The following is a 13,892-nucleotide window of genomic DNA, read 5'->3' on the forward strand; positions in this document are numbered from 1 at the left end:
TATCAGCATGAGACGAAATAATCAAGTTCGTACAATTTTGTCATTTTCATGACTAAAAGGATTTCTGCATTTCAATTAAGCTCCAATAATCGTGTTAAATCACCAACTAAATGATATTCTTTCCATAGAAAATTTCGTCCATTTCCCAATGGAGTTTTTCGGTGATTTCCTTTGTCTCTTCTAAGGACAGACTTTCCTTTGTAAACCCAAATAAATAATTATTGAGGTCAAATTCGCGCAGTTTACATTTTGTATGAAAGATGTTTTCCTGATAAACATTCACATCAATCATATGATATAAGGCCTTAATTTCTTCTGGAATATAATTCTGAATTGAACTTATGTCATGATCGATAAACAGCTTATGACCACTAACATCCCGAGTGAAGCCCCGAACACGGTAATCAATGGTCATGATATCGGTGTCAAAAGAATGAATTAGATAATTCAGCGCCTTAAGAGGAGATATCTCGCCACAAGTAGACACGTCTATATCGGCGCGGAATGTGCTAATCCCATCATCAGGATGTGATTCTGGATATGTATGTACGGTAATATGACTTTTGTCGAGAGACATCGTGACCGCTTCAGGCAATGGTCCTGGCGATTCTGAAAATGATCCCTTTGGGACTTCAACAACAGGTCCCTCCGAAACTAAAAAGGTCACACTCGCTCCTTGTGGCACGTAATCCTGCTTTGCAATGTTTAATACATGGGCACCAATGATATCGGCAACATTTGATAAAATACTCGTCAAACGATCTGCATTATATTGCGCATCAATGTAATGAAAATACGCTTCGCGCTCTTCTTTAGTCATCGTATAGCAAATATCATACATATTAAAGCTTAACGTTTTAGTTAAATTGTTAAACCCATGTAATTCAATCCTTTGCTCTGGTGTAACCGACATGGTGCAGCTCCCCTTAAGCTTTATTTCCAATTTGCAAAGCAAATTGCTTACATGGATTTATTGTTTCCCATTTTTAGATAAATATTTTTACAATTACTTTCGTGATCGATAAATTAAAAATAGTAAGAATAAAAACATAAGTCCGCCCACGCCAAGGCCCATGTCAACAATAGGAAGCTTAGTTAGCACCCAGGAATGCTGACCTGCTATAGAAGCACCCAGGATTAATCCAAGCATGATAATACTAAAAGACAAGAGCCCGAGACTGTATGAGATGCGATTGGACATATTATTTAGCTTTGTTAACAAGAGCTCGAGTTCAGGTATTGATAATTCCTGTCTCATTTTTCCATTTCGAAACAGCATCGTTAATTCTTTCAAACCCTTTGGCAGTTCCACTAGCAATTCGCCAGCATTAACGAGTTGGTTCCAGAAATCACCTGCTACTTTTTTGGGATAGAACCGTTCCATCAACAATCGCTTACCAAATGGTTCGGCAATCTTCAAAATACTGATTTCTGGATCGAGTTTAACGACGATTCCTTCCATTGTTAACAGTGTTTTGCCGAGCAAGGTTAGATCTGAAGGGATACGAATACTATGACGATAAGCGACTAAAAACAAATCATTCACAACTTGACCAAGACTCGTTTGACTTAACGCAACATTGTAATATTGTTCATTAAGCTTTTCTACATCGCTTCTTAATTCTGGCAGATTGATATCATCTGGTACAATCCCCATATGGGTGATTGATTTTATCACATCGTCTGTCCTTTGCCGCATCAATGCAATGACTAAAGACGCCATATTATACTTCATATCTGGTGTGAGCTTTCCAACCATTCCAAAATCCAAATAAATAATCGAATCATCAGGTAAAGCAAGAATATTACCTGGATGTGGATCTCCGTGGAAATACCCCTCAATTAAAATTTGATGAAGAATCGAATCGACAATTCGTTTTGCAAGGGCTGTTGGGCTATTACCTTTTTCCTTAAGCTTTTCTAATTCATTAACCTTTGTCCCTTCAACGAATTCCATCGTTAACACTTTTTTCGTTGAAAAATCCCAATATACTTTCGGAATAAGAACCTTTGAATCCTTTTCGAATTGTTTAGCAATCCGTTCCGCATTTCTTCCTTCAATCGTATAATCAATTTCCTCAAGTAATGAGCGCGAAAATTCATCAACAATATCACGAATCTGATAATGGGCAGCCCATGCCAAACGTTGTTCAGCAAGAAGGGCGATATCATGAAGAATTTCCAAATCTGTTTCAATCAACCTTTGCATATTAGGTCGCTGAATTTTCACAGCAACTCGTTCCCCAGTTTTCAAAACAGCGAAATGAACCTGGCCAATCGATGCTGCAGCAAGTGGGACTTGACTAAACTCTTGAAACACATCATCGAGCGGATGTCCCAGCTCCTCTTCAATAATTTCTACAACTTTTTCATAATCAAAATGTGGTGCATCATCCTGTAATTTCTCAAGTTCTTCAATAATTTCCACTGGCAGTAAATCATATCGAGTACTTGCCACCTGTCCTATTTTTACGAAGGTTGGACCCAATTCCTGAAGAAAAAGCCGGATCCGCTCACCCATCGATTTACTATGTGATTCTGTTTTCACTTCAACAAATAATCTTTTGGGTAATGATAAAATCTCAATTAGACCTAAATCTTTAATGATATAACCAAAGCCATAACGAATAAACGCATAAACAATTTCGCGATATCTTTGCATATGGCGGATTCTTTTTCTAAACAACCAAACCACCTCATGAACTACGCGGCATATGTATATATATTAATAATTATAATGCAAAGCAATAAAAAAAGACATTTTGGTGAGAGGATATTCTGTTTGTTATAATGAATAATTAATGAAGATCATTTAATGGTGGAGGAAAGCGATTTATGGCGGCAAAAAAATACTATGTTGTTTGGAAAGGTCGGAAAACGGGAATTTTCACGAGCTGGGCGGAATGCGAGGAGCAAACGAAAGGCTTCCAGGGGGCTAGCTTCAAATCGTTTCCAACATTACAAGAAGCAGAACAAGCTTTTAAAAACGGGAAAGCCGTTCGATCACCGGTCACTAATTCACGTACAAAAAAGACAGTTACCAGCGTGAACGAAACTGTCGAAATCAACGAAAATAGCTTGTCTGTTGATGCAGCCTGCAGTGGAAATCCAGGAATGATGGAATATCAAGGTGTTTCAACAAAAACAGGGCAGCTAATTTTTCATTTTGGTCCCATTCTTGGCACGAACAATATTGGCGAATTTTTGGCAATTGTTCACGCCTTATCTTTATTAAAAAAGAAAGGACTCAATACAGATATCTATTCAGATTCCGTCACAGCCATTTCTTGGGTTCGCAATAAAAAGGCGAACACAAGTCTTGTCCGCAATGCTAAGACCGAACAAGTTTGGGATATGCTTGAACGTGCTGAAAAATGGTTAAGAGAAAACCAATACTCTAATAAAGTAATCAAATGGGATACAAATAAACATGGTGAAATCAAGGCAGATTTTGGGCGAAAATAATCCTTTCGATCCAGTTCTAATTCCACCTAAAAACTTATATTTTTAAATGAAGGCAGCATCAAAAAAAGGATGCAGCTTATTCTAAAATATAGGTGGGACCAACATGTATGCTGTGCATTATTTTGAAGGAAAAACGAATTTATTAAGTCAGCTCCTTAACAATGTTCCAGCAGTTGGTGAATCGCTAAAAATCAAGGGGCGCAAAGCGACTGTATTAAGTATCACCGCAGTCGAGGAAAATAAACTGCATGTCTATGTTGCATTAGAGGCTGTTAAAAAAACCAGCAAATTTGTTGTCGATCAATCAAAAAAGAAACGTCGCTAACTGTTGTCCCTTTTAGAAGGGACTTTTTTCATTTTCTTGTCTGTGTTAAACAAGAATGTTGATTTCCGCTGCAGGCACTTCGCTTCAATCAACTTGCGTAAAATCAACACTAAGCTTTTGAACAGATATTTTCTTTATAAAATTTTAACATCACGATAACAATTTCCTCGGAATTTATTAACATTTACTCTGTACAATCTTTGGTAGTGGGGATAGCATGCGTGGCTATCACAGTATTTGGCGTAGGAGGAGCCTGTACTATTTTCTTATAAAAAAAGATCCATACATATAAATTGTATTTCCAAATAAAAAACTAACCGGTGTACCGATTAGTCTTTGTGGACTTCAACTTTCTTGGTGACAAGATTCCCTTCGTCATCGATCGTTAAGAGCCATTGATACTTATTAGGTGATGTTAAAATAATGCCGTTTCCAGCGCCTAAAATGACTAAATTATTGTGCGGCTTTACCTTGATATTACCGTCGACACTGTTGTGGAGCTCACCCACAATGTTTATTTTTTCTGACCCGGTATTCCCTAGCTGGACATCCTCATTAACAAATAATGTCCCGTCAATTCCCAAGTGCCCTTTGATAAAGCCCTGACCATTTATCGTTACAGTATCGGTCGAGTCATTACCAAGTTGTGTATCTCCATTAACCTCAAGGCGGCCGAGTTTTGTTTTATCATACACGGTTAAAGTTCCGTTAATGACTGTCATATCCCCTGACGAATTGCCCAAAGTCGTGTCGCCATTTACAAATAAATCCCCAGAAATGTACTCATCCCCAGCAACCATTACCGAATCAGAAGATGAATTACCAAGTTGAGTATTGCCGTTGACTGTTAAATTGCCATTAACAATTTCATTTCCGGCAATATTGACGGTATCAGTAATGGACCTACCTAATTGGGTATTCCCTTGTACAGTTAAATTCCCAGCAATCATCACAGTGTCGATCACTGAGGAACCTAACAGCGTATTTCCACTGACCGCCAGATTCCCAGCCACTCTTACATTATTTGAAAGTGAGCTTCCAAGTATGGTATTTCCATTTACGGACAGATTACCTTGAACAACTTCATTTCCACTCACCGTACTATTGCCACGGACAAGTTCATTTCCATTAATCGTGATATTCCCTTGAATCATTTCATTGCCTGAGATTGCTAAATCGCCTTGCACAATTTCATTGCCATTTACCGAAAAATCCCCTTGTACAATCTCATCACCGTTAACCATTAAATCGCCTTGGATTAATTCATTTCCACTAATCGTTACGGTATCGGATGAGGAATTTCCCAATTGTGTATTTCCATCAACGGTTAAATCACCGGTTACTGTTACAACATCGAAAGTAGGCAAACGAATCATCCTCCTTAACAGCAATCTTATTCGTTCCTATCAGTAAGAGTGCCTATCTATCACGCAAAAAAAACGAGGCACTTCGACCTCGTTTCATTGCAAAATAAACAACTTATGTTTTATTACTTTATTGAAACAGCCTCCAATGCGCTTCTTACATCAATTAATCCCCTACCAAACTCAGCATCGTTACCTTTGGGACCCAAGTCATACGCCGTTTTTTTAATAATATTGATTACCTCCTTATTCGAGAGGTCTGGATTGGCAGAGCGAATTAAACCAGCAAGACCGGCGACATGTGGTGAGGCCATCGATGTGCCTGACAGAGCAGCATATTGCTGATTAAAATAGGTGCTGGGAATTTGCACACCGGGAGCAGCTACATCAACATAATCACCATAATTAGAGAAAGAAGCTCGTTTTCCATCAAAATCTATCGCCGAAACCGCCAAAACTTCAGGGTAGCAGGCTGGATAGCTTGGATGAGTCGAATTATCATTTCCTGAAGCTGCAATTAAAACCACGTTGTTTTTGTATGCATATTGAACTGCATGTTGCATGAGCTCAGACGGTTGGTAATTGCCTAAACTTAAATTGATCACATCAGCTCCGTGATCAACTGCCCATGTTATCCCTTTTGCAATATCAAAAGTGGTTCCGTAACCTCCAGATTCCATCGCCTTAACGGGCATAATTTTGTTATACCAAGTCATTCCTGCTACACCTTCTTGATTATTGGTTTCAGAGGCAATTATCCCTGCAACGTGAGTGCCGTGACCGTTATCATCATCCGGAAAATTGTTATTTTCAATCACGTTATAGCCTTGAGTTAAGCGATTTTTCAAATCAGGATGCGCAAGATCGACACCCGTGTCAACGACGGCAATAATGATATCTTCCTTCCCTCGTGTTACATCCCAACCCACTTCTGTCCTTATTACAGGAAGATTCCATTGATATTGCTCCTGATATAACAAATCATTTGGTCCCATTTCATTTTGCAAATAAAGATAATTCGGTTCTGCAAAATCTACCGTTGTTTTATTTTTAAAATAAGTAATAAGCTCAGGGGTTGAGAGCGAATGCGAGCGAAACACCACCGTCGAATCTAAATGCTTTAGGACATCTCCGTTTATTTCCTTTAAAATTTGATTCAACTCAGTGTCATTTGGATTACTTTTAAATTTAACAGTCACTTCATTTTTGTTATAATGACTCTCATTCGTTTCTGTATGTTTGATTAGTTTGATGGAAGGATCTTGGCGTAAGTGACCCTTGATTGTTTCACCCATTTGAATACTGTTTATATTCATGACATGTGGAGCAGAATTTCCGTTTGCTTTAAGCTTTGTCGTGTCATATACAAATCGATTGTTCTCACTATTCTTAATCTGCTGGGTACGATACTCATTGCGTTCAGAATTCCAATCCGCAAGACCCACTACTAATAATATTGCAGCAATTGCTCCACCGATTGAATAATACATTGTTCTCTTTCCCATAAGTCCACCTCTTATTTCATCATTGTTATTAGCTTCACTTTTCTAATAAAGATGTAATCAAGGAAATTAATAGCAACGTCTTACTCAATCAATATGGAAACTAGTCGGTCTTCAATCGCCTTGCCTTTTTCTTCGTCGATTAAATTGTTTAACAGGATCGCAAAGATGATCACTTCGCCATTTTTTGTTTCAGCATAACCCGAGAGTGAACTTACGGTGGAAATTGTACCTGTTTTGGCTTTAATTTTACCTACCAAAGCAGGGTCAGCCATTCTTCGTCTTAACGTTCCACCAATCTCCTTTGTTTTATTACCTGAAACCGGCAATGACCTAAGCAGGATTGGAAACCATCGTTCTTTTTGAACAAGGAAAAGCAGCTTGGTTAATTCGTGAGCTGGTATGAGGTCTGCATGGGATATCCCAGAGCCATCTCGTATAACCAAGGTATCAGGATTAAGACCAAGTTTATGAAGTGCTTCTTTCATCACTATTAACCCCTTTTCCCAGCTTCCTTTGCCTTTTTCTACTCTACCCATCTCTTTAATGAGCGTTTCAGCATGACCATTATTGCTTAATTTAATAAACGGAAGGATTAGCTCTGATAATGGAATAGAACGCCGAGTAACAATATTTTTTGCGGAATTTGAGGCATTTCCTTTTTTTATTTTTCCATTTAAGATGATGCCTTTTTCCTCAAGAGATTGCTTAAATAGCTCAAGCGCATACAACGTTGGCTCCCATACACCGACCCATTCCCGCGTCGGCTTGGATTTTAGGGGAATGCTACCGCTAACCTTGACTATATTCGTCCCATGCTCTCGCTTGAACATTAATTCCTGTTTACCGTCTGGAGATATTGTAACGGCTTCATTAACGACTTTTATGAATTGAGTATTTGGAGTTAACGAAATAGAGGGAGTAGAACCGATTTCATTTCCAGGTGTTACATCAACGATGACTGTGCCCGCATCATAATCTTGATCAGGGGATGCGGTTAATGCTGAAATTTGAGCTCCATAATATGTTTCTTCATCACTCCATGGCATATCGAGCGAATAGCGAACATCATCATACCATGAATCATCACCAATCAAATCGCCGTTGATGACCTTGATTCCAGCTTCTTTCACCTTAGTTGCAAATTTATCGAAATCATCTTTCATCAAAGTTGGGTCACCTTTACCTTGTAAAACCAAATTCCCTGACAGAGTTTTCTTTTTGATTTTGCCATCGATATATAAATTGGTGGTAAATTGATAATTTTCTCCTAGCACTTCTAAAGCTGCTGCAGCAGTTAGTAGTTTTAGATTTGAGGCAGGTTTGAGGCGAATATCACCATTATGCTGAAAAATGACCTCTCCAGTACTTGCTTGACGCAAGCTTATTCCTGCAATAGCTCCCTCGAGTGACGGTTCTTCTTTGAGAACCTGGAGAATTTTCGCCTCCAATTGTGGGTTAATTCGGCCGGCAGCATATTGGTGCGGAGTAGTTGTGCCAATCATAATCAAGACAACTAGAAGTCCGACTACGTTTTTTTTACAGTTCATGAGACCATCCCGTTCCAAAAATATTATCAAAATAATATTTTGTCCAGATATGCTAAAATCATGCAGATGCTCGTTACTCAACAAAAAAAGGCAATCAGATTCGATTGCCTTTTTTACAAGTAATATTTTGTTATACATCAAGTTCCAATAATACCGGGCAATGATCACTCCCCATGATCTGCGAATGGACCTGGGCATCAATGATTTGCTGCTTTAACTTTTGCGAAACGAGGAAATAGTCAATCCGCCAGCCAATATTCCGCTCTCGGACCTTATTCATGTAACTCCACCAGGTGTAAACATCCGGCAAGTCAGGATTGAAAAATCGGAATGAATCAATAAAACCCGCGCTCAATAATTCAGTCATCTTTGCTCGTTCCTCAGGCGTAAATCCTGAATTTTTCTGGTTGGATTTCGGATTGCGCAAATCAATTTCATTATGGGCGACATTCATATCACCACAAACAACCACTGGTTTATGTGAGTCCAATTTCAACAAGTACTCTCGAAGGTAGTCCTCCCAAGTTAATCGAAAATCTAGTCTCGCTAAATCCCGCTGCGAGTTAGGAGTATAGATGTTCACAAGATAAAAATCTTCATATTCAAGCGTAATGGCCCTACCCTCGCAATCATACTCAGCTACGCCAATTCCATATTTCACAGAAAGGGGCTGTTTTTTTGAAAAAATCGCTGTGCCAGAGTAACCCTTTTTTTCTGCATAATTCCAATACTCGTAATAGCTTTCATATCCTAGGTCAATTTGCCCTGCTTGGCATTTTGTTTCTTGTATGCAGAATATATCTGCATTCATTTCATTGAAATAGTCTTTAAATCCTTTATTAACACAAGCCCTGATCCCGTTCACATTCCAGGAAACTAGTTTCATCATCTTCTTCCCCTTGTTGTCTAATATTCATAATCTTTTTTATTCTACCTTGTTTCTATATTACATAAAAGAAAAAAGCTACCTTTCCCAAAAAAGGCAGCTTCCAATCATTAAGCTTGTGAAACCAATAGCTTATCATCAACAGCTTCTTCGTTTACGATCGTTGCTTGTGCAGCAGCGAGTCTTGCAAGTGGGACACGGAATGGTGAACAGCTCACATAATCAAGTCCCGCACGGTAGCAGAATTCGATTGATGATTTTTCACCACCATGTTCTCCACAAATACCAGTTTTTAATGTTGGCTTTGTCATTCGACCAAGTGTAACACCAGTTTCAACTAGCTTACCAACACCTTCTTGGTCAAGGACCGCAAATGGATTCTCTGGTAAAACTTTATTCTCGACATATGCTTGAAGGAATTTACCTTCAGCATCATCACGGCTGAAGCCAAATGTCGTTTGTGTTAAATCATTTGTTCCAAATGAGAAGAAATCAGCCACTTCTGCAATTTGATCAGCAGTTAGGGCAGCACGCGGAATTTCAATCATCGTACCAATGATATAATCTAGCTCAACACCAGTTTCTTCTTGAACTTGAATACCAGCATCGATGACCAATTGGCGCATTTCTTTAAGTTCATTCACGTGTCCGACTAATGGAATCATAATTTCCGGCTTCACCGCGATCCCTTTTTCAGCCAATTTAGCAACCGCATAGAAAATAGCCTTTGCTTGCATTTCATAAATTTCAGGGTGAATCATACCTAAACGGCAACCGCGAAGACCAAGCATTGGGTTGAATTCGTCAAGCTGGCGAACTTTTTTAAGCAAAATTTCTTTTTGCTTTAGCTCTTCGGATTCTGGATCAAGTATTTGCAGTCTTGTGACATCAACAAGTAATTCTTCTTTATCAGGTAAAAATTCATGCAAAGGAGGATCCAATAAACGAATTGTAACCGGTAAACCTTCCATTGCTTCGAAAATGCCTTCAAAATCGCCTTGTTGCATTGGTAATAATTGTTCCAAAGCTTCTCTGCGCTCTTCAACGTTGGCAGCTAGAATCATTTTTTGCACGATTGGAATCCGTTTAATATCCATGAACATATGCTCAGTACGGCATAGACCGACACCACCAGCGCCAAATTCAAACGCTTTACGAGCATCCTCTGGATTATCGGCATTTGCGCGAACGCCAAGCTTGCGGATTTCATCAGCCCACTCTAATAATAATTGGAATTCATCTGATAGCTCAGGGTCGATCATTGGGATTTCACCTAGCATGATTTCACCAGTACCACCATCAATAGTAATGACATCTCCGTACTTAATGACTAAATCGCCAACTGTAAATTGCTTTTCTCTTAAATCAATTTTTAGTGCTTCACAACCGCAGATACAAGCTTTACCCATACCGCGCGCAACAACAGCCGCATGGCTTGTCATACCGCCACGGCTAGTAACTACTGCCTGTGCAGACACGATACCATGAATATCATCAGGAGTTGTTTCAGGTCTCACAAGAATCACTTTCTTGCCTTCATTAGTTAAGCTTTCTGCTTCGTCTGCATCAAAAACAACTTGTCCAGTTGCTGCTCCAGGAGAAGCAGGAAGACCTTTTGCAATAATTTTTCGCTCAAAAGAATCATCAATACGACTGTGTAGCAATTGATTTAATTGATCTGGGTCGACACGTAGTAATGCTGTTTTCTTGTCGATAATTCCTTCTTTTTCCATTTCCACAGCAATTCGGATTGCCGCTTGTGCAGTTCTTTTACCAGTACGAGTTTGCAAGATGTATAGTTTGCCTTTTTCGACTGTGAATTCAATATCCTGCATATCCTTATAGTGCATTTCTAATTGGCGGCAAGTGTCAGCAAATTGCTGATACACTTCCGGCATTTCATTCTTCAAGGTATGGATTGGCAGCGGAGTCCGAATTCCAGCCACAACGTCCTCACCTTGGGCGTTAATTAAGTATTCACCATATAAGTCATGTTCACCAGTAGACGGATTTCGAGTAAAGGCTACTCCAGTTCCACAATCATCACCCATGTTACCAAAAACCATACTTTGGATATTTACAGCCGTACCTAAATGGCCTGGAATTTTGTGAAGGCGACGGTAAACGATTGCACGCTGATTATTCCATGAATCAAATACTGAATTGATGGATAGGAATAGCTGCTCTCTTGGATCTTGTGGGAACTCGTGTTTCGTACGTTTTTTAACAATTTCTTTATAACCAGCGATAATAACCTTCCAATCTTCCGCTGTTAATTCCGGATCAGAGGTATAGCCTTTCTCTTCACGGTATTCTTCTAATAATTGTTCAAAGAAGAACACATCTACTTCAAGCACAACATCTGAGAACATTTGGATAAAACGACGGTATGAATCATAAGCAAAGCGTGGATTATTTGTTAATCTTGCAACAGCCTCAACAGTTTCGTCATTCATACCTAAGTTTAAAACGGTGTCCATCATTCCCGGCATTGAGAATACAGCACCTGAACGAACAGATACTAAGAGTGGATTCGTAGGATCCCCTAATCGTTTGCCTGTTTTTTCTTCTAGATGTGAAAGTGCTTCCAAAATCTGCAATTCAACATCAGTGGAAATCTTCTTCCCTGCGTCGTAATAGGCGTTACAAGCCTCGGTTGAAATAGTAAAGCCAAAAGGAACAGGAAGACCAATTCTAGTCATTTCAGCTAGATTAGCCCCTTTTCCTCCTAATAATTCTTTCATTCCACTATGTCCTTCATTAAACAGATAAACGAATTTTGTCATTTTACGAACTCCTCTCTCTTTTTAGCACGTCTAAAATGTAGTCTGCTGTTTCTTCGATTGCTTTATTTGATACATTGATGACTGGACAGCCAATCCGTTTCATAATTTTTTCTGCGTATTCTAATTCTTCAAGAATACGTTCATAGTTGGCATAATTTGCTTTACTTGTTAAGCCGAGATTTCTCAGACGCTCAGTTCGAATTGCATTCAAGTGATCTGGGGAAATAATCAGCCCTACACATCTTTTTCTCGGTATGCTAAACAACTCATCCGGAGGTGCCACTTCAGGCACTAACGGAACGTTTGCCACTTTATAGCGCTTATGCGCCAAATACATTGAAAGCGGCGTTTTCGACGTCCGCGAAACTCCCACGAGGACAATATCAGCGCGCAGAATCCCGCGTGGATCACGGCCATCATCATATTTAACAGCAAATTCAATTGCTTCTATTTTTCGAAAATAATCATCATCCAGCTTTCGCATTAACTTAGGCTCACGTCTTGGAACCTTGTGGAATTTCTGGATAAATGCGTCCATAAGAGGATTCAAGAGGTCGACTGCCACGATCCCTTCCTCAACTGACCGCCGATCCATGTACTCTTTTAAAGTAGGAATCACAATGGTATAGGCAATAATGGAATTAGTTTTTCCTGCCATTAGCAGGATGTCCTCGATATCTTCAAAATCCTCAACATATGGATTTCTAATCAATTCAACATTCCCGCCATTAAATTGTGTCACAACAGCTTTCACAACTAATTCAGCTGTTTCTCCGACTGAATCGGATACTACATAGACAATTTGTTTATCGTCCAAAAATCGCACAACCTTCCTATGTCCATTTTACAGACTGCCCATCTCGATAAATGCCTTCGTTATCGTTGTTTTTGTGACTCTCCCTACAACTTGGTATAGATGGGAGTCAGCATCTATTTCTTCTACAACTGGTAACGAATCGATATGGTAGTCAATCATTTTTCTCGCTGCCTCAAGGAGGGTTGCTTCTGGTTTTATCGTGATAACATTAGGCATCCTCGTCATAATAACGCTTACCGGTAATTCTTGAAGATTTCGATTTCCGATTGAAGCTCTGAGAAGATCCTTTCTTGATATAACACCGGCAAGATGACCATTTTGATTGACAGCATATAGCGTTCCAACATCTAATAAAAAAATCTGAACAATAGCATCATAGACTGAAACAGACTTTTTTATCACGACTGGGTGTGCCTTATATTGGTTGACATAGTGATGTGAAAACCAATCCTTCAATTGGTCTAATTCAGGACCTTTATAATAGTAACCAACTCTTGGTCTCGCTTCTAAATTACCAACCATCGTAAGGATCGCTAAATCAGGTCTTAAGGTCGCCCTCGTTAAGGACAATTTCTGGGCAATTTGCTTTCCCGGAATGGGTCCTTCGTCCTTGACTATTTGCAGGATTTCTTCTTGCCGTTTTGAAAGCTTAATGTGATCCACCACCCTCCAACTAGGAAAATAAATGTGTTACACATATGCGAAAAATCATTTAAATGTGTTATACGATTAATATATAGTATATTACATTTCGAATCAATTCGATTTCTTCGTAGAATGTAAACGATTTGTGACAAATTATTGTAGGATAAGTTTTTCCAGTTGAAAAAACAGAAAAATTCCCAATTGTTTGTCTATCCAACTTTTCATGGTAAAATAGAAAACAATTAACGAAAGAATTGGAGTGTCGAAGAAGAAATGAGCGTACATAAAGCATTATCAGCACATGTTAACGGGCTAAATCATATTATTAGAGAATATGCTTTGTTAGATCAAGACAGAGAAACCTTCATTGAGGAAGCCTGCCAGTTATGTAAAGCTGGACTGCCATTTAGCACTGAAAAAATTAATCAAGTCACTGAAAAAATGAATCTTTTATCAAAAAAGATTGAAAATCTACCTGAACGACAAATGGTTAGCGTCCAAATGGTTCAGGAGTATGTAAGCAAATAGGACATACTAATCATCAAAAAGCTG

The 13,892-nt window shown here is 39.0% G+C and carries 12 protein-coding genes; 3 read left to right on the top strand and 9 right to left on the bottom strand.

The window, feature by feature from the left end; all coding sequences use genetic code 11:
* Window positions 1–106: 106 nt before the first annotated feature.
* Both speD and HHO41_RS06170 read right to left on the bottom strand, forming a co-directional pair.
* A complete protein-coding gene (gene speD / locus HHO41_RS06165) occupies window positions 107–913 on the bottom strand; it encodes an adenosylmethionine decarboxylase (protein WP_169096557.1) in 807 nt (268 codons plus the stop codon).
* A 93-nt stretch (window positions 914–1,006) separates the two neighbouring features.
* Window positions 1,007–2,686, bottom strand: a complete 1,680-nt coding sequence (locus tag HHO41_RS06170) for an ABC1 kinase family protein (protein WP_169096559.1) — start codon at window positions 2,684–2,686, stop codon at window positions 1,007–1,009.
* A 149-nt stretch (window positions 2,687–2,835) separates the two neighbouring features.
* Here HHO41_RS06170 and HHO41_RS06175 point away from each other — a divergent pair, with 149 nt between their 5' ends.
* On the top strand, window positions 2,836–3,465 hold the full coding sequence (locus tag HHO41_RS06175) for a ribonuclease H1 domain-containing protein (RefSeq protein WP_169096561.1): 630 nt from the start codon (window positions 2,836–2,838) through the stop codon (window positions 3,463–3,465).
* Between the two features lie 103 nt (window positions 3,466–3,568).
* Window positions 3,569–3,790, top strand: a complete 222-nt coding sequence (locus HHO41_RS06180; RefSeq protein ID WP_169096563.1) for a hypothetical protein — start codon at window positions 3,569–3,571, stop codon at window positions 3,788–3,790.
* Window positions 3,791–4,119: 329 nt separating this feature from the next.
* Here HHO41_RS06180 and HHO41_RS06185 read toward each other — a convergent pair whose 3' ends face one another.
* From HHO41_RS06185 to ccpN, 7 genes are all read right to left on the bottom strand, one after another.
* Window positions 4,120–5,157, bottom strand: coding sequence for a hypothetical protein (locus HHO41_RS06185; protein WP_169096565.1), 1,038 nt, complete (start codon window positions 5,155–5,157; stop codon window positions 4,120–4,122).
* Window positions 5,158–5,279: 122 nt separating this feature from the next.
* A complete protein-coding gene (locus tag HHO41_RS06190) occupies window positions 5,280–6,659 on the bottom strand; it encodes a S8 family peptidase (RefSeq protein ID WP_169096567.1) in 1,380 nt (459 codons plus the stop codon).
* An 80-nt stretch (window positions 6,660–6,739) separates the two neighbouring features.
* Window positions 6,740–8,206 carry a D-alanyl-D-alanine carboxypeptidase/D-alanyl-D-alanine endopeptidase gene (gene dacB / locus HHO41_RS06195; RefSeq protein ID WP_169096569.1) on the bottom strand — a complete coding sequence of 489 codons (1,467 nt, stop codon included), beginning with the start codon at window positions 8,204–8,206 and terminating at the stop codon, window positions 6,740–6,742.
* A gap of 130 nt (window positions 8,207–8,336) precedes the next feature.
* The gene (locus HHO41_RS06200) at window positions 8,337–9,092 is read right to left on the bottom strand and encodes an exodeoxyribonuclease III (protein ID WP_169096832.1); all 756 of its coding nucleotides are present in this window, start codon (window positions 9,090–9,092) and stop codon (window positions 8,337–8,339) included.
* Between the two features lie 110 nt (window positions 9,093–9,202).
* On the bottom strand, window positions 9,203–11,878 hold the full coding sequence (gene ppdK, locus HHO41_RS06205) for a pyruvate, phosphate dikinase (RefSeq protein ID WP_169096571.1): 2,676 nt from the start codon (window positions 11,876–11,878) through the stop codon (window positions 9,203–9,205).
* Window position 11,879: 1 nt separating this feature from the next.
* Window positions 11,880–12,695 carry a pyruvate, water dikinase regulatory protein gene (locus tag HHO41_RS06210; RefSeq protein ID WP_169096573.1) on the bottom strand — a complete coding sequence of 272 codons (816 nt, stop codon included), beginning with the start codon at window positions 12,693–12,695 and terminating at the stop codon, window positions 11,880–11,882.
* Window positions 12,696–12,722: 27 nt separating this feature from the next.
* Window positions 12,723–13,358 (bottom strand): transcriptional regulator CcpN, encoded by a 636-nt coding sequence (gene ccpN, locus HHO41_RS06215; protein WP_169096575.1) that lies wholly within the window; start codon window positions 13,356–13,358, stop codon window positions 12,723–12,725.
* Window positions 13,359–13,613: 255 nt separating this feature from the next.
* Here ccpN and HHO41_RS06220 point away from each other — a divergent pair, with 255 nt between their 5' ends.
* The gene (locus HHO41_RS06220) at window positions 13,614–13,868 is read left to right on the top strand and encodes a DUF2533 family protein (RefSeq protein WP_169096577.1); all 255 of its coding nucleotides are present in this window, start codon (window positions 13,614–13,616) and stop codon (window positions 13,866–13,868) included.
* Window positions 13,869–13,892: the final 24 nt, after the last annotated feature.

Origin of the sequence: Bacillus sp. DNRA2 (assembly GCF_012843265.1) — a bacterium.
Taxonomy (GTDB): Bacteria; Bacillota; Bacilli; order Bacillales; family Cytobacillaceae; genus Bacillus_BU.

Coding starts and splice junctions, on each gene's coding strand:
- dacB (WP_169096569.1), bottom strand. CDS start 8,206: ATGAACTGTAAAAAAAACGTAGTCGGACTTCTAGTTGTCTTGATTATG.
- HHO41_RS06200 (WP_169096832.1), bottom strand. CDS start 9,092: ATGAAACTAGTTTCCTGGAATGTGAACGGGATCAGGGCTTGTGTTAAT.
- HHO41_RS06190 (WP_169096567.1), bottom strand. CDS start 6,659: ATGGGAAAGAGAACAATGTATTATTCAATCGGTGGAGCAATTGCTGCA.
- ppdK (WP_169096571.1), bottom strand. CDS start 11,878: ATGACAAAATTCGTTTATCTGTTTAATGAAGGACATAGTGGAATGAAA.
- HHO41_RS06220 (WP_169096577.1), top strand. CDS start 13,614: ATGAGCGTACATAAAGCATTATCAGCACATGTTAACGGGCTAAATCAT.
- HHO41_RS06180 (WP_169096563.1), top strand. CDS start 3,569: ATGTATGCTGTGCATTATTTTGAAGGAAAAACGAATTTATTAAGTCAG.
- HHO41_RS06175 (WP_169096561.1), top strand. CDS start 2,836: ATGGCGGCAAAAAAATACTATGTTGTTTGGAAAGGTCGGAAAACGGGA.
- speD (WP_169096557.1), bottom strand. CDS start 913: ATGTCGGTTACACCAGAGCAAAGGATTGAATTACATGGGTTTAACAAT.